Here is an 18,509-nt window from a genome sequence, read left to right as displayed (position 1 = left end):
TATGGAAATTAAATCCAAATTCTTATGTAGTAGAGGAGTTGCATTGGCTTTTGCCATATTGCTGGGTGGTTCACCCGGTGTATTGCTCTATGCGAATGATTCTGTAGAAGAGAGTTTGACTGTAGCCCAGACAGGACGTACTATCAAAGGACTTGTTACAGATGTGAATGGCGAACCGCTGATTGGTTGTAATGTAGTGGTTGTAGGAAGTAATGCAGGAGTAATTACCGACATCGACGGTCGGTTTGCATTGAACGTGCCTGCGGATGCTAAGCAAATAAAGATTAGCTATATCGGTTATGTAGACCAGATTATTACTCTTCATGACCGTTCGGATTTTAAGGTTGTACTGAAAGAAGATAATAATGCATTGGATGAAGTGGTGGTTGTTGGTTACGGTACACAAAAGAAAGCTACTTTGACGGGTGCGGTAGAACAAGTAAGTAGTAAGGTTTTGGAAAGTCGTGCCATCACCAATGTTGGTGCAGCTTTACAAGGAGCTACTCCGGGTTTGGTTGTTACCCGTTCCAGCTCACGTCCGGGTAATGAAGGATTGAATTTCCAGATTCGTGGTGCGACATCTGTAAATGGTGGGAAAGTCTTGATTATAGTAGATGGAGTCCCTACACTGAATGATGCTTCTTTCCAGAATCTGAATCCGGATGATATAGAAAGTATCAGTGTGTTGAAAGATGGTTCTGCTTCTATTTACGGTGCTAAGGCTGCCAACGGTGTGATTCTGGTAACAACGAAAAAAGGTAAGGGAAAGGTGACAGTAGACTATAATTTCAATATGCGTTTCACGACTAACGGTATCATGGCTTTCTCTCCAAGTATGGAGGAATATGCTACTATGTGGATTGAAGCGAATAAAGAACAGAAAACAAAAGACTGGTGGAACTGGACTTCTGAAGAGAATATGTTGAAAATGCAACAGGGAATCTCCGGTATTTATCATACGAATGCTAAAGACTGGGGATATGATCTCTTCATCGGAGATGCCAATCGTTTGGAGGAGATGTTTGCACGTCGTTTTTCTTATCAGCATAATTTAAGTTTATCAGGTTCTAATGAGAAAACAGATTATCGTATATCTTTAGCATATGCAGATAATCAGGCAAACTTGGCGACAGCGTATGATGGCCAAAAACAGTTGAATCTGCGTTTAAATTATGGAATCAGACTTACTGACTGGTTTAAATTGGAAACATCGGCTAGTATGATTAAGACTGACACTGAGTCACCTTCTGCCGGTATTGATACATCTTTATATGGAAACGAACCTCCGTTTTTCCCTGCTAAAAATCCCTATGGGCAGTGGTATGCCAATTTTGGTAAAGTTGGAGACCGTCAACCTGTAGCTGCAACCTCTGATGGCGGGCGTGACGAACGCATGAACTTGACTACTCGTGTTGATGTGAAAGCCATTGTTGATATTTGGAAAGGAATCAGTTTTGAAGGTATGGCTTCATTCCAAAATGAAGAATATCGTCGTGACCGTTATGTGATTCCTGTACAGACATATGATTGGTTTGGAAATCCTGCCGATAAAGTTGTGAGCAATACAAATCAGTCATTGATTTATCCGACAGATGTATTGAATATTAAGGATATTCATAATCCTGCTTATTTGATGCAGGCCAATAATATGCAATATCAGTATTATTCTGCCTTACTGAAATACAAACGTACTTTTGCGAAAGTGCATAATGTTGAGGCGATGGCTGGTATCAATGCTGAAAAGTGGGTACAGAAAAAGATGGTAACAGCCCGTGAGAAGATGGAAGATACAGGTGTGTATGATTTGAATCTTGCTTCCGGTGCACAAGGAAATGGAGGAGGTAAGACCCACAACGGTTCTTACTCTTACATTATGAAGTTGAATTATAATTATGCTGAAAAGTATTTGATTGAATTGATCGGACGTCGTGACGGAAATTCTAAGTTCGCAAAGGGACATAAATTTAAAAACTTTGTTTCGGTATCCGGAGGTTGGGTCTTTACGGAAGAGAACTTTTTAAAAGCTATTACTCCTGTTGTTAATTTTGGAAAATTACGTCTCAGCTACGGTAACTCCGGAAATGATGCGGGATTGGGAGATTTTGACTATTTAGTTGCTGTAACACAAGGAAGTACTGTCTTTGGCTATTCTCCTGCAGCACAGGTAAGTACTGGTTTGGGGAATAATGGCATTATCAGTCTTGATCGTACGTGGGAACGGGTAGAGCAGAAAAATGTTGGTATTGACTTGCACTTTTTCAATAGTCGCCTGACTACTTCTTTCGACTACTTTATTAAGGATAATATCGGTATGCTGTCGGAAGTCACTTATCCCGGTGTACTGGGAGGTAAATCTCCGAAAACCAATAGTGGACATCTGAATGTAAAAGGTTGGGAATTTACTATCGGATGGCGTGATCAGATTAAAGACTTCTCTTATTATGCTAATTTCAATATCGGAGATACTAAAAGCAAATTGGAAGAACTGACCGGAGCAGACGGATATGGAGCAGGAGTGAATAAGACTGTCAATGGTTATCCTTTGAATGCATTCTTCCTTTATCGTACAGATGGATACTTTAAGGATCAAGCGGAAGTAGACCGTTATTATGCGTTGTATGCCGATCAGGTAGGAGCACTAAATAATGTAGGAAAGGGAACGGTTGCCGAACTTCGTCCCGGTGATACTAAACGTCTTGACTTGAACGGTGATTATAAGATTACTGATCTTGGTAATGCCGATAGCGACCTTCAGTATATTGGAGATGCCAATCCGCATTTTGTATATGGTCTTACAGTTGGCGCATCGTGGAAAGGTATTGATGTCAGCGCAATGTTTCAGGGAGTTGCCAAACAATATATTATGCGTAATGACTGGATGGCTTATCCTTTCCGTACAATCTATACAAACCAGAATCCGACTTTTCTCGGACAAACTTGGACGGAAGATCATAAAGATGCCAGATATCCGCGTCTGACAAATAATACAAACCGCTCTGCCTGGAATTACCAGAATAACGACTTCATGTTGCAGAATAGTCGTTATATCCGTCTGAAGACATTGGTGGTAGGATACACATTGCCACAGATATGGACACGTAAAGTGAAATTGGAGAAAGTCCGTCTTTATTTCTCAGGTAACGACCTTTGGGAGGCTACTAGTATTCGTGACGGTTTTGACCCGGAAATGGGTTCCGCTTCCAATACGAGCGGATATCCTTTTGCCCGTACTTGGTCATTCGGACTTAATGTTACTTTATAATCAACCTAAGATATAGACTATTGTATGAAAAAGATAACTTATATATTGGCTTGTGCTTGCATGATGGGATTAACTTCTTGTGCAGATACATTCCTTGATTTAGAACCGTTGGATTCAAGAACTGATGCGGTCTATTTTAAAAAACCGGAACATTTCCGTGAGTTTGCAAATGGATTTTACGGACAGCTGCTTGGCTGGCGCTCGGGTATAATGGAACACATGGACCTGCAGTCTGATTTAGTAAACAGCCGTAATGGAAACCAAGCTTATTTGGGATATGGTACATTGACCCTCGGTTATGATGATGCCCGTTGGGACCATTATAATAACATACGTACTTGTAACATATTGCTTCAACGTGGGGAAGCGTATAGTGGTAACCAGAGTGAAATTGATCCCTATCTTGGCGAAGCGTATTTCTTTCGTGCTTATAACTATTTTTACCTGTTGAAATATTTTGGAGGCGTGCCTATTATTACAGTTCCTCTCGATACGGATTCACCGGAATTGCAAAAACCGCGTAACAGCCGTTATGAGGTAGCGGACCTGATACTTAGTGACCTTCAAAATGCTATCAGCAGATTGCCAAAAGAGCAGAACATTGCTACCTCGGATAAAGGACATATAAGTGAGCAAGGGGCAAAAGCATTTAAGGCTCGTGTGTTGCTGTATGAAGCTACTTGGCGCAAATACAATAAAACATCTACCGATTATGAAGGCTCTGCAGGTCCGAAAAGTGATCAGGTAAATGAGTTTTTGGAGGAGTCAATATCTCTTTCTAAAGATGTATTGGATGATGAGGTTTTTAGAATTTGGAACCATAACAACGAACTTGATAATTTGAGCAGTCGTTATCTTTTCTGTTTGGAAGATGGAAGTCAGACAGGAGGTTATGGAAAAGATAGCAATAAAGAGTTTATTATTTACTCTGTTTTTGACCGTGTTCTGAATGCAGGTGCATTTTCCTTGAATAATGAAATGAATTATATTTATCCTACCCGTAAGTTTATTGATATGTTTGTGTGCACCAACGGAATGCCGACAACTAATAATGAACAGTTTAAAGGATATCAGAATGTTACAGATGAGTATCAGAATCGTGATTATCGCCTGATGGCATATGTAGGAGGTCCGGCCGAATCTATTGGTAGCACTTCAGGGTATGGTGACCAGAAGTTCCGTAACCCTATTGTGGGTGATAAAAAAGAATCAGCCAATTATCCGGTACTGCGCTTGGCGGAAGTCTGTTTGAATTATGCGGAAGCTATAATGGAACGTTATGGTGAAATAACGGATGCCCAACTAGGGATATCAATCAATAAGTTGCGTGATCGTGCCGGAGTGGCTCATCTTACCAATGCATTGGTAGAGAAGATTAAAAAACAACTTAATTCAGAAAAGGAGCTTTCAGAGATTATGTTGGACGAGATTCGTCGTGAACGTACTGTAGAGCTTTATATGGAAGGTTTCCGGTATGATGATTTGAAACGTTGGGGAATCTTGGAAGAAACGTTGAACCAGTCCCGTTTGGGAAGAGTAGTCGGAGAAGCAGGATATAGCACTCCGTTTAAAGATGCATCTGGAAATCCAACTTCGAAGTACGATGCTAAATCGTATGTTTATGGTGAGGAAACAGTAATAACAGGAGATGGAAAAGAACATGCTTGTGTTGTGATTTCTCCTAAGGCTAATAGTACTGTACGTAAAGCACATTACCTTTGGCCGATACCTCAACACCAGATTAATCTGAATCCGAATTTAAAACAGAATCCGGGATATTAATTAGCCGAGATCTAATAATCTATTAATTAAAAATAGGATATATGAAACATTTATTGAGAAATATGATTGGAATATTTGCGGTAACATTGTTTGTGTTGCTGTTCTATGCTTGCGAACAAGATCCGCAGATAACAAAATATGAATATCCGATGCCGGAAGTATCCGGAATGTCACCGAATATCGGATATGTTTCTTCACAAGTAGTTATTACCGGAACAAATTTCGGTGATCGTACGGAACCTGTGAAAGTTTTTTTCGGAAGTGTACTAGCGACGAAAGTATTGATGTGTAAAAATAATCGCATTGTAGTGGAAGTGCCGGACGGAGCTGCAAGCGGTGACGTAACAATGCAAATCTGGACGAATGATGTGGGTGTAATAGGTCAATACAAAGTGTTGCCTACACCATACGTGCACTCTGTTGTCTCTGATAATCCTTTGGGAACAGGAGTAGCGGAAGAGGATGATGTAGTAACGATTACCGGTGAAAATTTCGGAACGGATGTTAATGACATTGAAGTTAGTTTTAACGGGACATCAGCTAAGGAAATACGATTGGTGGATGAGTCTACCATCGAAGCTGTCACCCCCAGAAATTGGGTTTCCGGTAATGTGGTTATTACAATTCGCGGATATGCTATGACAGGAAATGCATTGTTTAATCCTAATGCAAAAGGTGACGTGACTTCTGTTTATCTGAAAAACTATAAACAGCCGTTTGCTAAAGCGAGTGAAGAAAGTTGGAAGAATGGTGAATGGTGGACACCTGCCGATTGGATACAGAATGCGGTGTCTTTTAACGCAGATGGTAGTACGACTGTTTCCGGAATGCAATATAAGGCGGCGGAAGGATATACGCTGGCCTTCCAACACGGCTGGAATAAGAAGCAATATGCTAACGGTAAGATGTACCAACAAGTTAAATTACGTCCGGGGACGTACAGATTGGAAGTGACGTATGCCTATACGAAAGTACTCGACGGAAATTTTGTGGCAGCATTTATTGTAAAAGGAACGGAAGAAAATGATATCCCGGATACTGATCAGGTTGCAACTTTGGATGGCACGAAAGGTGTGTATGCTTCATATAAGACTTCAACAGTTGATGGTGCTTCAGGGCAACTCGTGACTGCTTCGTTCAATTTGGAGGGAGAGACTGATGTGTTGATCGGCTTCCTTACTACAATGAATAGTGGTGCTAATTCTTATTTCAAAATAACAGAAGTGAAGTTGGTTCTTGAGTAAAAATATAAAAAGCAACAAGTATGAAGAAGATATATAATTATATACTGCCGGTTTTGTTTACGGTATTTGCTGCATCGTGCGACGGGGATGATGAAGAAGTCATCCGTATGCAGAATCAGGATCCTGTCGTGACGGTGACATCCGTTTCGGATGCAGTTGGTTACGTGGGAAATGAATTTACTATTTACGGGACAAATTTTGGTATAATCGCAAATGATGTGGAGGTATTTGTCGGCAATACGAAATTGCAACTCATCTCTTGTGAAGATGAAGAACTGACCGTAAGAGTTCCGGAGGGTACCACTGCCGGGCGTATCTCCGTAGTAGTTTACGGGCAACGTGTAGATACGCAATTGATGTACGACGTACTCGGGGTTCCGGGTATTAGGACGGTGATTCCTTCGTATGGTTTTGTCGGCGATGAGATTAAATTTAATGGTCACGATTTAGGAGTTCCTTCAGCTCATTATAAAGTACTGTTTAGTGGAAAAGAGGAAAGTGCTACATTTATGGCGGAACCGGAAATGGAAAGTTTCTCTGTGAAAGTGCCGGAAGGTGCGCAAAGTGGGGAGATTAAACTTAATATTACAGACAAGCCGGTCAATGTGCCCGTCGCATTTACTGTTCTTAAGCATGCCGCATTGGATGCTGTAAAAGGAGAGGCGGCAGGATATGTCACCGGAATGGCTTCCGTCAGCGGAACAAATCTCAATCAGGCGGTGCTGGATGAAACGGTAGTGTTGCAACCAGTGAAAGCATTCTTCACTCCTAAAGCCGGAGGAGATGCTGTGGAAGCCGAAGTGAAAACACAAGAAGATGAACTGTTGGATATACAGATACCTGCCACACTTGCGCCGGGAGATTATACGATTTCTGTAACTACTCCTTTCGAGAAGATAGAAAAGACTTTAGACTTTGAGATTCTTCCGAATCCGGTGCTGACAAGTATTGAGCCATTGAAAGGATACGTAGGTGCAGTGGTGACCGTTGTTGCCGAAAACCTTGGAACGATTGCCAAAGAAGATATTCAGATGATGTTCGGTGAAACTCCGGCTACTGATATAACAATAGTGGATGAAAGCACCTTTACGGTTAAGGTTCCTTCATTGACAACGTTTGGTGAGATTCCTTTGTCAATGACTATTCATGGAGTTGAAATGAATATGGGAGACTATGCGGCGTTTGAAATATTGGCGTCGCCCGTAATCACTTCCGTTGAGACTGATAATAAGTTCAGTTCAAAAGCTGTTCAAGTAGGTAATACTGTTACTATCAAAGGAACAGGCTTCCGGAATAGTACAATCTCCAGTGCCACGTTCGGAGGACAAGATTTGAACTATACAGTAGTAAGTGATACGGAAATTACTGCTAGCGTCTCTGAGCAATGTGCTGAAGGAGAAGATGTGATAACATTCAAGTTTGATGATGTGGTGGTGGATGTGGTAAGCAGCGATAAGCTGAATATGTTGAAAGCGGGAAGTGATATTTCGGATTATATATTAACCAATGTGAAACAACCATTCGAATCTAAAGAAGGAAAGGCGAGTGGACATTGCACACCCGTAGGTTGGCAATTTAACTATGGTTCTGGCAATGATGGTTTTTGTCATGATGAATCTAAAATTGAAGAGCCTGGTGAAGGGTTGTATATGAATGATCAAGGGGGATTATTGGTAATCCAAAGCGGATGGGATCGTTTGTCCAAAAAAATGAATGGAAAGATGTTCCAGACCTTTAATATACCTCAGGGCGTCTATGATGTAGTGATTGATGTGGCAGAACTTGCCACAAGCGGAAACGGTCGAAAGAAAGCCGGTTTATTTATCTCTAAGGGAGGGGAAGAGCAAACTCCTAATATGGATTCAAGTGGAAATTGGACAGAAAATACAAACCTACTTAAATCGGTTGATTTTTATATGCCAGGAGAAACTTATAGCGAAAATTACAAAGACCAACGTTTCGTTATTGAAAATCTTACTATAAATTATGAGGGTGAAACGACCCTAGGATTTGTTGTTCATTTTGATAGTAATAGAGCACTAAAAATATCGTCTATCAAAGTTCTGTTGAAATAATCAATTACCCAAGTAATGCAGTCTTATAACGATTGCATTACTTGCACCGAATCTTTAAAATGAAAATTATTATGAGAAAAATATATTGTATAGCAGCCGCATTCGTCCTCTTCTCCTTCGCAGGATGCGGTGATGGCGTTGATTTGCCGAGTTTAGGTGTAGAAACCGATTTGAATAAAATTATTTTGCCGGACAATAATATCAATCTTGTTCAAGTTGAACTGAAAGACAACTCAGTACCTATGGAAAAGGTTGGTATACATTCTGAAGAAGATTTTGCCCGTATTCGTGAGAAAAAAGATGTGGAAGAGCCGTGGTTCACGGGTTATCAGATGTTGAAAGAGAGTTCTTTCTCTCAGAAAAATACGGATACATATCCGGTTGAGTATATTGTGCGTGGAGCGGCAGTGACTATAAATGGGGCAACGGTAGGGGAAAACTATATCAATGCAGCACGTGGAGCGTCAATAGCTTACCAGCAGGCATTGCGTTGGAAGATAGAAAATGATGATGAATATGCCGCTAAGGCTGTTGAAAACTTGAATAAATGGGTACAGACCTGTGTTGGAGTTACTGGCAACTCTAATGTTTCTTTGGCTGCAGGGCTTTATGGTTATGAGTTCGCCATTGCCGGTCAATTATTGCGGGAATATAAAGGTTGGGATCCCGAAGATTTTCTGGCTTTTCAACAGTGGTTATTAAAAGTATTCTATCCGGCCAATAAGGATTTCCTGGTGCGTCATCATGATACTAACCACTTGCATTATTGGGCAAACTGGGGATTGTGCAACATTGCTTCTACAATCGCTATTGGCATTGTCACCGATAGGCGTGATATTTATAATGAAGGTATTGAACATTTCCAGTCGGGAGTGACAAACGGACGTTTGCGTCGTGCTATCTATTACGACTATTCACCCGAATACAATTTTGCACAATGGCAGGAAAGTGGACGTGATCAGGGCCATACGTTAATGTGTGTCGGTTTGGTTGGTGTTATTTGCCAGTTAGCATGGAGTCAGGGAGATGATTTCTTTGCGTATGATGATAATCTTTTCTTGCGGGGATGTGAGTATGCTGCATGTTGCAACTATACAGAGGAGACCGTGCCTTTCACTACTTATATATGGCAAAAACACAATCAGTGGAATGGTATTTCTCCGGAAGAACAGACAGTTGTAGGAGGTGGAAAGTGGATGAAACGTGCTATTTGGGCATTGCCGTATTATCATTATAAGAGTATCAAAAATATGTCGGATGAAAAACTGAAATATACTAAAATCGCTACGGAATATGTGGGTGTAGAAGGTGGCGGTGGATATTATGATCCCAATTCCGGCGGTTACGATGTATTAGGATTCGGTACATTGATGTTTGCAAGATAAAAGCAGAATGTGTTTAATGAATTTATTTAATATGAAGATATCATTAAAGTTAATAGTTGTATTTTTATTGTTGTTAGGGTGGAATAGTATTTTACGGGCGGAAATACTCGTATACCCTGTCCCGCAAGGTATTTACTATGCCCGTCACAACGACGACTACACAGTAAAAGTACGGCAAGCAGGTGAAAAAGATTGGGTAGATCTTTTCGAATATAACGTAAAGGTGGATATGGATACAAAATCGGATGCAACTATGGTGCAGTTTGATTTTTCCGGTAAAGTGGAAGTATTAATACGGAAGAACAATGGAGAGATCCGTTCGGCAATAGTACGTCCACTATCTAAAGGCATTCAGCCGAAGATAGACGGAAACTTTCTGCTGTTCACATTGGATAAGCCACAAAAACTATCTGTAGAATTTAACGGTGACCGTTTGAATAATCTGCACGTATTTGCCAATCCGATAATTAAGGATATACCTGATAAGAATGATCCGAACGTGATGTATTTTGAGTCCGGTATCCATGAACCTACCGATGCGGCAGGCAAGTGCTTCCGTATTCCTTCCAACACTACGGTCTATTTGGAAGGTGGGGCAGTGCTGAAAGGCTGTCTTAATTGTGACAGCGTAGAAAATGTGAAGATTCTGGGATATGGTATGTTGCTCGAACCGCAACAGGGCATATCGGTGGCATATTCCAAAAATGTATTGATTGATGGAATTACTGTTGTCAATTCACGTCACTATACCGTTTCCGGCGGACAAAGTCAAGGAATAACCATCAAAAACCTGAAATCATTCAGCTATCAAGGGTGGAGTGACGGACTGGATTTCATGTCTTGCTCCGATATTGTCATTGATGATGTGTTTCTGCGTAATTCCGATGATTGTCTTGCTTTCTATACTCACCGTTGGAATTATTATGGAGATTGCCGGAAAGTACGTGTTCAGAATTCTACTCTTTGGGCTGATATTGCGCACCCCATTAATATCGGTACGCATGGCAATACAAAGACGGAAGATGAAGTGCTCGAAGATATGTTATTCAAAAATATCGATATCTTGGAGCATGATGAAGACGACCGCAATTATCAAGGATGTATGACCATCAACGTTGGAGACCATAACTTGGCACGCAACATAACGTTCGAGGATATTCGGGTCGAAAATATTCAGGAAGGGCAATTGTTCCATCTTCGTGTGATGTATAACCAAAAGTATAATACCGGTCCGGGAAGAGGCGTGAAGGATATTGTGTTCCGTAATATCTCTTGTACAGGCAAGTATATCAATCCTTCCTTGATAGAAGGTTATGATAAGAACCGCAAAGTAGAGAATATTCTGTTCGAGAATATCGTATTGAACGGTAAACGGGTGACTACATTGGAAGAGTTGAACGTGGATAAGAAAGATTTTGTAGGAAAAGTGAGAATAAAGTAACTTTTCAACTAAAAGTTTTATTCAATTTTGCTGTCATACCCTCATAGTCTCTTGAATCCCTTTATTCATCGGTGCTTGAGCTATGAGGGTAAGTATGATGGTAGCATGAGGGTAACTTTTGCTCTCATACCCCGTTGGATATTATGTCGGCCTGTAGTATTGTAATGATGGCTCCTTATATTCTTCTTGCAAGCTGTCTTGTTTCTCAAGAGCTTACAGGTGTGAATAGACAGGCTCACAGCAGTGGGCTTTTGGGCTTACATTTGTGGATAGAAGAGCTCACTGCTGTAAGCTTCTCTGTTTGATTAAAGGTTAATAGATGAAGTATGGCAGTAAACAGTGTGGACAATACCGACAAGCAGATTGGCTCTGTCAATCTGAATCCTTTAGGGCAGGGCGGTGACTTTATCGCTTTTCCGGTGGTAGGAGATGTGGGGTATTCCGGTCAAAATGCACTCGGTGCTTTGCTGTCCGAAGGATGGTGGAGCGGAGGAGCAACCTTTACAGGAGATATTTCAGTATTCTCCCGTACGGCTACGTACCTGGTGGACGTACCTCAATTTTTGAGAAGATACCTTCGTTCTATGCGTGATGTACAGCGGGAAGATGGTCGCTTTCCGGACATTGCTCCTTTGGGTGGAGGATTCGGTGGTTTGCTGTGGGGAAGTGCCGGAATCACAGTTCCTTGGGAGTGTTACCTGCAATACGGAGACAAAGTTCTCTTGGCTGAACACTATGACGCCATGAAACGATATATTTCCTATATCCTCGACAAGACCATCGACCCGAAAACAAATATTCTTTTGTAACAACTTGCTTTGGTTTTGAGAGGGGGCAAGACTAAACAGATATTAATAAAATGATAAATTAAAGGCTTCATGAGATCAAGGCTGTTTTAGCTTTGATTTTCACGAAGCCTTTATTATTGTGAATACTGTAATGATTATAATATTATCTGTCGTTCTTTCTCATCATCCACCACAGCCATCATTCCTTCTACCTGTGCAAGAGCCAGCATACGTCCGTGGAAAGAATATCCCGGGTTGTAGCCTTTATCTTCATCTCCCAGCATCATTCGTCCGTGGTCTACACGCATCGGTAATCCCGGATTCTCATTTTCGAAGATACGGATAAGGTCAATCAGATGTCCTCTTCCCGTAAGATGGGAGCTTTCAATGAAGTTTCCACCTTGCATGGCAGCTGTGCTGCGCAGATGTACGAAATGAGTTCTTTTTGCAAATTTCTTAGCCAACTCACGTGTATCGTTATGCTCGCCTGCACTCAAAGAGCCTGCACAGAAAGTCAATCCATTATGAGGATTATTTACGGCATTCAGAAACCATTCAATATCATTTTCATTGGTAACGATACGTGGTAAACCTAATACCTGGAATGGAGGGTCGTCCGGATGTACGCACATATTAACTCCATATTCTTCGCATACAGGCATGATTGCAGATAAGAAGTAACACATATTTTCACGCAAAGCATCCCGGTCTATATCTTTGTACAAAGCAAGTAACCGCTTGAAGATGGAAACCGGATTTTTATCTCCTTCTTTGATATTGCCATTAACAAAACCTTGAGTCTTGACAATGATCGTATCAATCAAAGCGTCTTTTTCTGCTTCTGTGATAACCTTATCTAGCTCGGCAACTTTCTGAAGTTCTTCTTCAGTATAATCCTTTCCAGCTCCTTCACGTTCCAGGATTCGGATGTCGAAATAAGCGAAGCGGATACGGTCGTAATACAGGGAACTGGTACCGTCCGGCCAAGGGTGTTGCAAGTCTGTACGTATCCAGTCGATAACGGGCATGAAGTTGTAACATACTGTCTTTATACCGCATTTGCCCAAATTGGCAAGGCTTATTTTGTAGTTTTCAATTAACTGTTCACGTTCCGCTCCTGCGTATTTGATTGCTTCGCATACAGGAAGACTTTCCACTACCGACCAACGTAAACCATAAGATTCGATGTATGATTTCAAATCGTTAATAGCTTCTACTGTCCATATTTCACCATTCGGTACATCATGCAGGGCAGTGACAATCCCTTCTACCCCTATTTGTCGGAGCATCGGCAAGGTTATCTTATCCTTTTTGCCGAACCATCTCCAAGTCTTTTCCATCATAGTCTTTCTCTTTATAACAGGCTGTTATTTATTGCTTAAACTCCGCTGAATGCACTGAAACCACCATCAATAGGTAACATTGCTCCGGTTACGAAGCTAGCGGCTTCACTACACAGGAAATGCACTGCACCATTCAACTCTTTGATGTCACCGAAACGTTTCATTGGAGTTTTAGCCAATACTTTCTTGCTTCTATCTGTCAATGAACCATCTGGATTGATGAGTACACGACGGTTTTGGTCGCCGATGAAGAAGCCCGGTGCAATAGCGTTTACACGGATACCATCACCGTATTTAAGTGCCATTTCGCTTGCCAGCCATTGAGTGAAATTGGCTACGGCAGTTTTTGCAGCCGAATATCCCGGTACGCGGGTGATAGCGCTGTATGCTGCCATTGAGGATACATTAATAATACATCCTTTGCCTTGTTTTGCCATTACTTTACCGAATATCATAGACGGATAAACCGTTCCGTTCATATTCAGGTTAGTCACTTTTTCCCAGCAAGAGATGTCCATATCATAGAAGTGCTGATCCGGTTCGAGAGTGGCTCCCGGCATATTGCCACCGGCAATGTTCAATAGAATATCGATCTTTCCCCATTTGGCAACGACTTCTTCGGCTACTTTCTCCAGGCTGGCGATGTCAAGTACATTACCGATGATGCCGATTACATCGTTACCATATTGCTTAAGTTCAGCCACACGGTTGTCCAGTTGCTCCTGACGAATGTCAATAGCTACAACCTTTGCTCCCTGCTGTACAAAGTGTTGGGCAATATTTCCGCCCAATACACCACCTGCTCCGGTAATAACAGCAACTTTACCGGCAATACTAAATAATTCGTTCATGGTTTCTATCAAATGTTTTTATGAATGATGCAAAAATAGCGGGTTTTTATACATGCTATGATGCGTATTTTTGCAAGATATTTACCTATCTTTGCAAAAGCAGTTTAGAAAGGAGATTTATGAAGAAGATAATGAATGAGAAGTTGACTATTACGACTTCCAATCCCGTCCGTGCCCGCTTTTATGAATATCCACGTTTCACGTATCCGTGGCATTTTCATAGTGAGTATGAAATTATTTATGTGGAAAAGGGAGAGGGGGATTGTCTGGTGGGTGACAGCATTATCTCCTATTCAAAAGGTGATTTGATTCTTTTTGGTTCCGAACTGCCTCATAGTATGCAAAGTCCACCGGACGGCGGGGAAGAATCTGATAACGAAGAAAAATCCGAACCGAAAGTAAGAGGAGTCAATATTCAGTTTGAGAAAGATTTTATGCATTATTCTATTTCTCAATACTCCCAGTTTATTCCTATCAGGAATTTATTGGAGGATGCTTGCAGAGGAATTAAATTCACAATTACCCGTTCGGGGAAAATCATTAAGTTATTGGAACAAATTCCTTCTGCCAAAGGAGCAGATCAAATCATCCTGTTGCTTTCACTTCTACAGATGATGGCTACCAGTAATCATAAGAAATATCTGACTACTTCTCATTATACTCCGTCCCCCTCTATTATGCGTAATGAAAGAATGGAAAAGGTGATTGCCTATTTGAATAAACATTATACCGAGTCTATCGGTCTGGATGAAATTGCTTCTTATACAGCGATGAACCCTGCTGCTTTCTGCCGATACTTTAAAGAAAACACAGGAAAGACATTCAAAGAGTATGTACTTGATATGCGTATCGGATATGCTTGTAAACTATTGAATAGTAGTATGATGAATATATCTCAAATCAGTGCTACTTGCGGATTTGAATCACCTGTACATTTTAACCGCATTTTTAAAAGGGTGACAGGAATGACACCTACTTTTTATAGGGAACAGATGGAATAAGCTTTTCAGGCAATAAACATTTGAGTATAATTTCTTCCTCGTTCGTATATAATTAGGAAAGATGAATAAACATGAACGTAAATAGAATGAAGAAAAGAATTTTGCTTTTGTTGTTGGTGATGCCGGCATTGGTAAAAGCGCAAGATGTGATGACAGAAACCCGTCAGGAACTGACGTCTCCTGATGGAGCTTATCGTTTTACCTTTTATCAACGTGCGGTGGGAGAGGATAATGCACAAATGTATTATACCTTGACTTATAAGAATCGTCCGGTGATTGAAGAAAGTAAACTGGGTGTTCTGATTGAAAATCAGTTATTTGAATCGGCATTGGGTATACCGAATGATACTTGTCATTTTTGGTGTGAGAATCTGAAGTTGACAGAGACTGAACATCAAAAGACGGACGAGAGATGGAAGCCTGTATATGGCGAACGTGCGGAAGTACGTGATTGCTACAATGAGATGACTTTGAAACTCAAGAAGGGAGAAGGAAATGGCAATCAGGACGGTGGTTATGATAAGCGTAAGAATTACTTTATGAATATCATAGTTCGCGCCTATAATGAAGGAGTTGCTTTCCGCTATCATTTTCCGGAAATGACAAACGGGCTTTTCTTGCATATCGTCGGTGAGCAGACTAGCTTCACAATGCCTGAAGGAACGATGGCGTATTATGAACGTTGGGCGCAAGGACCTTATGAACTTCGTCCGTTGGAAGGATGGGGCAAAGAGGAGAGTGAGCGTCCTTTGACCTTGAAACTGCCTGATGGATTATCTGTAGCTTTGTTGGAAGCGGAAATGGTGGATTATGTTCGTGGTAAATTCCGTTTATCGGCAGAGAAACCTTCCACTTTGGAGACAAGCCTGTATAGTAGCGTTGATATTATTTCTCCTTACAGCACTCCGTGGCGTGTAATCATGGTTGGCGAACGTCCGGTCGATTTAATTAATAACAATGATATTGTCTTGAATCTGAATCCGGCTTGTAAGCTGGCTGATACTTCTTGGATTAAACCCGGGAAAGTATTCCGTTCGGGCGACTTGAAACAAGATAGAGTAAAAGCAGCCATTGACTTTGCGGCAGAACGTGGTATTCAGTATGTGCACATGGATGCAGGCTGGTACGGACCAGAGATGAAAATGAGTTCGGACGCTACTACTGTTTCTCCTGATAAAGACCTTGATATACCCGCTTTGTGTAAATATGCCGAATCGAAAGGAATCGGACTTATGGTGTATGTCAATCAGCGTGCATTAGTGCAGCAGTTGGATACTCTGTTGCCTTTGTATAAAAAATGGGGATTGAAAGGTATCAAGTTCGGTTTTGTACAGATAGGTAATCAGCGTTGGAGTACTTGGCTGCATGATGCAGTTCGTAAATGTGGAGAATATGGTCTGATGGTAGATATTCATGACGAATATCGTCCGACAGGTTTCAGCCGTACTTATCCTAACTTGATGACACAGGAAGGCATTGGTGGCAATGAAGAGATGCCGGATGCTTTACATAACACGATTCTTCCGTATACACGTTTCCTGGCAGGCGCTGCGGATTATACACTGTGTTATTTTAATGGCAGAGTGAAGAATACGAAAGCGCATCAGTTGGCAATGGCAGCAGTGTATTACAGTCCTTTGCAGTTTATGTTCTGGTATGACCGGCCTGAATTTTATAAAGGAGAAGAAGAACTGGAATTCTGGAAAGCAATTCCAACCGTTTGGGATGATAGCCGTGCACTGGATGGTGAAATCGGAGAATATATCGTTCAAGCACGTCGTTCGGGGAATGACTGGTTTGTAGGAGCAATGACGAATACGGAAGCCCGCACAATTACATTGACTACGGATTTTCTGGAACCGGGTAAGAAGTATATGCTTCATCTGTACGAAGATGATGACAAGCTGAATACACGAACGAAAGTACGCAGTACTCATAAGAAGATAAAAGCCGGAGATAAGCTTGTTTTGAAGCTAAAAGCAAGTGGCGGAGCCGCATTGCATTTTATTCCGCTTAAGTAGGCAAGTTTATGTTTCATTTGCTATAATTAATCAACCACTTCACCATTTCCGGGTCGTAATGAGAGAAGAGGAGAGTTTTCTCATTCATTGAGTGGAAAGGTTATTCAAGGAATTAAAGAACCAATTCCTTGAACAACCTTTCTAAAGTATTATCTAAATCTGTAGAGAATCCCGGATGAGGACGGGACACTTGAATACAGGAGCTTTTTACCGCAGTCAGCCACCGGAAGCGGTCCGGAATATCCATATTGGCAATAACTCCTCCTTCTTTATTTCCCTGACAAATCTTGTCGAAGACTTTCAGACCTTCTATCAGACAGTTGATGTCCAATTCGGAAGAGAACAGTTTCAATTTGTTTTCATCTATTGTATAAAGAGATTTGAGATATTTGCACCGTTTGGAAAACAGTACAATACCTACATTAATAAATTCCTCACGTTCTACTTTAGGAACGAAACGGATAACTGCGTATTCATATAAGTGCCTTTCTTGCATTTTGCGCTTCATTTACAAATATTTCGGAATGCTTGATCCTTTCTTCTAAAAATTGAATATAAACATCTCTCAAGTCTTGCGGAGTTTCCTGTCCTTCCGTCCAGTTCAGCCAGTCGTCAGGGACGGCATTGACTATCTCCCGTATCTTGTCATCGGTAAGTAGTTGTTTGAATGTTGCGTCTACTTCTTCCAGCTGATCGGCAAACGGCAATAGTACATGATCTTTTATTTGTACGAACGGACTAAGTGCGTGTTTCTGCCAATTCGTCCACGAATGATGGAAATAAAGGGAAGCTCCATGATCAATTAACCACAATTCTTTATGCCACATCAGCATATTCGTATTCTTGATTGTACGGTCTACATTGGTCAATAATGCATCCAGCCATACAATTTGCGAAGCAGTTTTACCGTCCACCTTATGCACAACAGGGTCGAACGTCAATGAACCGGACAGGAAATGCAGACCCATGTTCAACCCACGGCTCCATTGCAGTAAATCCTGTATTTCTTCATCCGCTTCTGTCCGTCCGAAAGCCTCATCCAGATTCAAAAATATAATCTCCGGAACTCTGAATCCCAGTGTACGGGCTATTTCTCCCCCTATCAATTCGGCAATAAGGGCTTTAGTCCCATGTCCTGCTCCTCTGAATTTTACGACATATTTAAATTCATCATCCGCTTCAGCCAAAGCCGGCAATGACCCTCCTTCCCGCAAGGGAAGAATGTATCTTGTTACGTTTGCTGTACGTAAATCCATATCACTCCTTTCTTAAATTGAGAATAAAGATACAACGTTTTTATGGAATAGTCAGTGAAA

General features: G+C 41.3%; 12 protein-coding genes and 1 pseudogene. 9 read left to right on the top strand and 4 right to left on the bottom strand.

Annotated elements, in window-relative coordinates; all coding sequences use genetic code 11:
• The first annotated feature begins 1 nt into the window (after nucleotide 1).
• The 7 genes and pseudogenes from H8S63_RS06515 to H8S63_RS06485 all read left to right on the top strand — a co-directional run.
• Complete coding sequence (locus tag H8S63_RS06515; protein ID WP_186926210.1) at nucleotides 2-3,262, top strand: TonB-dependent receptor; 3,261 nt, start codon at nucleotides 2-4, stop codon at nucleotides 3,260-3,262.
• Between the two features lie 24 nt (nucleotides 3,263-3,286).
• Complete coding sequence (locus H8S63_RS06510; RefSeq protein WP_007754245.1) at nucleotides 3,287-5,044, top strand: RagB/SusD family nutrient uptake outer membrane protein; 1,758 nt, start codon at nucleotides 3,287-3,289, stop codon at nucleotides 5,042-5,044.
• A gap of 41 nt (nucleotides 5,045-5,085) precedes the next feature.
• Nucleotides 5,086-6,288 carry a DUF5013 domain-containing protein gene (locus tag H8S63_RS06505; RefSeq protein WP_186926207.1) on the top strand — a complete coding sequence of 401 codons (1,203 nt, stop codon included), beginning with the start codon at nucleotides 5,086-5,088 and terminating at the stop codon, nucleotides 6,286-6,288.
• A gap of 20 nt (nucleotides 6,289-6,308) precedes the next feature.
• Nucleotides 6,309-8,363: an IPT/TIG domain-containing protein gene (locus H8S63_RS06500; RefSeq protein ID WP_186926205.1), complete on the top strand. Its 2,055-nt coding sequence runs from the start codon at nucleotides 6,309-6,311 to the stop codon at nucleotides 8,361-8,363.
• A 71-nt stretch (nucleotides 8,364-8,434) separates the two neighbouring features.
• Nucleotides 8,435-9,748, top strand: coding sequence for an alginate lyase family protein (locus H8S63_RS06495; RefSeq protein WP_186926204.1), 1,314 nt, complete (start codon nucleotides 8,435-8,437; stop codon nucleotides 9,746-9,748).
• Between the two features lie 16 nt (nucleotides 9,749-9,764).
• Nucleotides 9,765-11,189, top strand: coding sequence for a glycosyl hydrolase family 28 protein (locus H8S63_RS06490; RefSeq protein ID WP_370527605.1), 1,425 nt, complete (start codon nucleotides 9,765-9,767; stop codon nucleotides 11,187-11,189).
• A gap of 500 nt (nucleotides 11,190-11,689) precedes the next feature.
• Nucleotides 11,690-11,995, top strand: a pseudogene (locus tag H8S63_RS06485) (hypothetical protein); the annotation flags it as partial.
• A gap of 137 nt (nucleotides 11,996-12,132) precedes the next feature.
• Here the strand turns inward: H8S63_RS06485 and uxuA are convergent.
• Together uxuA and H8S63_RS06475 are read right to left on the bottom strand one after the other, a co-directional pair.
• The gene (gene uxuA / locus H8S63_RS06480; RefSeq protein WP_186926199.1) at nucleotides 12,133-13,320 is read right to left on the bottom strand and encodes a mannonate dehydratase; all 1,188 of its coding nucleotides are present in this window, start codon (nucleotides 13,318-13,320) and stop codon (nucleotides 12,133-12,135) included.
• 35 nt (nucleotides 13,321-13,355) lie between these two features.
• Entirely contained in the window at nucleotides 13,356-14,171 is an 816-nt protein-coding gene (locus tag H8S63_RS06475) for an SDR family oxidoreductase (RefSeq protein WP_186926197.1), read from the bottom strand.
• Nucleotides 14,172-14,290: 119 nt separating this feature from the next.
• On the opposite strand from H8S63_RS06475, the gene H8S63_RS06470 reads away from it, so the two are divergent.
• Together H8S63_RS06470 and H8S63_RS06465 are read left to right on the top strand one after the other, a co-directional pair.
• Nucleotides 14,291-15,172: an AraC family transcriptional regulator gene (locus H8S63_RS06470; protein ID WP_008020334.1), complete on the top strand. Its 882-nt coding sequence runs from the start codon at nucleotides 14,291-14,293 to the stop codon at nucleotides 15,170-15,172.
• A gap of 71 nt (nucleotides 15,173-15,243) precedes the next feature.
• On the top strand, nucleotides 15,244-17,193 hold the full coding sequence (locus tag H8S63_RS06465; protein WP_186926195.1) for a glycoside hydrolase family 97 protein: 1,950 nt from the start codon (nucleotides 15,244-15,246) through the stop codon (nucleotides 17,191-17,193).
• A gap of 112 nt (nucleotides 17,194-17,305) precedes the next feature.
• Here the strand turns inward: H8S63_RS06465 and H8S63_RS06460 are convergent, their stop codons facing one another.
• Both H8S63_RS06460 and H8S63_RS06455 read right to left on the bottom strand, forming a co-directional pair.
• The gene (locus H8S63_RS06460) at nucleotides 17,306-17,689 is read right to left on the bottom strand and encodes a DUF3037 domain-containing protein (protein WP_004316036.1); all 384 of its coding nucleotides are present in this window, start codon (nucleotides 17,687-17,689) and stop codon (nucleotides 17,306-17,308) included.
• A complete protein-coding gene (locus H8S63_RS06455) occupies nucleotides 17,667-18,449 on the bottom strand; it encodes a HipA family kinase (protein ID WP_004316035.1) in 783 nt (260 codons plus the stop codon). Before H8S63_RS06455 ends, H8S63_RS06460 begins: the two co-directional genes overlap by 23 nt.
• Nucleotides 18,450-18,509 lie beyond the last annotated feature (60 nt).

The sequence above is a fragment of the Bacteroides sp. NSJ-39 genome (assembly GCF_014287315.1).
GTDB lineage: Bacteria > Bacteroidota > Bacteroidia > Bacteroidales > Bacteroidaceae > Bacteroides > Bacteroides finegoldii.
This window is presented reverse-complemented; position numbering and strand designations above follow the sequence as displayed.

Excerpts from the sequence above, each read along its gene's own strand:
- H8S63_RS06495 (WP_186926204.1), top strand. The coding sequence starts at position 8,435 with ATGAGAAAAATATATTGTATAGCAGCCGCATTCGTCCTCTTCTCCTTC.
- H8S63_RS06455 (WP_004316035.1), bottom strand. The coding sequence starts at position 18,449 with ATGGATTTACGTACAGCAAACGTAACAAGATACATTCTTCCCTTGCGG.
- H8S63_RS06510 (WP_007754245.1), top strand. The coding sequence starts at position 3,287 with ATGAAAAAGATAACTTATATATTGGCTTGTGCTTGCATGATGGGATTA.
- H8S63_RS06490 (WP_370527605.1), top strand. The coding sequence starts at position 9,765 with ATGAATTTATTTAATATGAAGATATCATTAAAGTTAATAGTTGTATTT.
- H8S63_RS06475 (WP_186926197.1), bottom strand. The coding sequence starts at position 14,171 with ATGAACGAATTATTTAGTATTGCCGGTAAAGTTGCTGTTATTACCGGA.
- H8S63_RS06465 (WP_186926195.1), top strand. The coding sequence starts at position 15,244 with ATGAACGTAAATAGAATGAAGAAAAGAATTTTGCTTTTGTTGTTGGTG.
- H8S63_RS06460 (WP_004316036.1), bottom strand. The coding sequence starts at position 17,689 with ATGCAAGAAAGGCACTTATATGAATACGCAGTTATCCGTTTCGTTCCT.
- uxuA (WP_186926199.1), bottom strand. The coding sequence starts at position 13,320 with ATGATGGAAAAGACTTGGAGATGGTTCGGCAAAAAGGATAAGATAACC.
- H8S63_RS06515 (WP_186926210.1), top strand. The coding sequence starts at position 2 with ATGGAAATTAAATCCAAATTCTTATGTAGTAGAGGAGTTGCATTGGCT.
- H8S63_RS06470 (WP_008020334.1), top strand. The coding sequence starts at position 14,291 with ATGAAGAAGATAATGAATGAGAAGTTGACTATTACGACTTCCAATCCC.
- H8S63_RS06500 (WP_186926205.1), top strand. The coding sequence starts at position 6,309 with ATGAAGAAGATATATAATTATATACTGCCGGTTTTGTTTACGGTATTT.
- H8S63_RS06505 (WP_186926207.1), top strand. The coding sequence starts at position 5,086 with ATGAAACATTTATTGAGAAATATGATTGGAATATTTGCGGTAACATTG.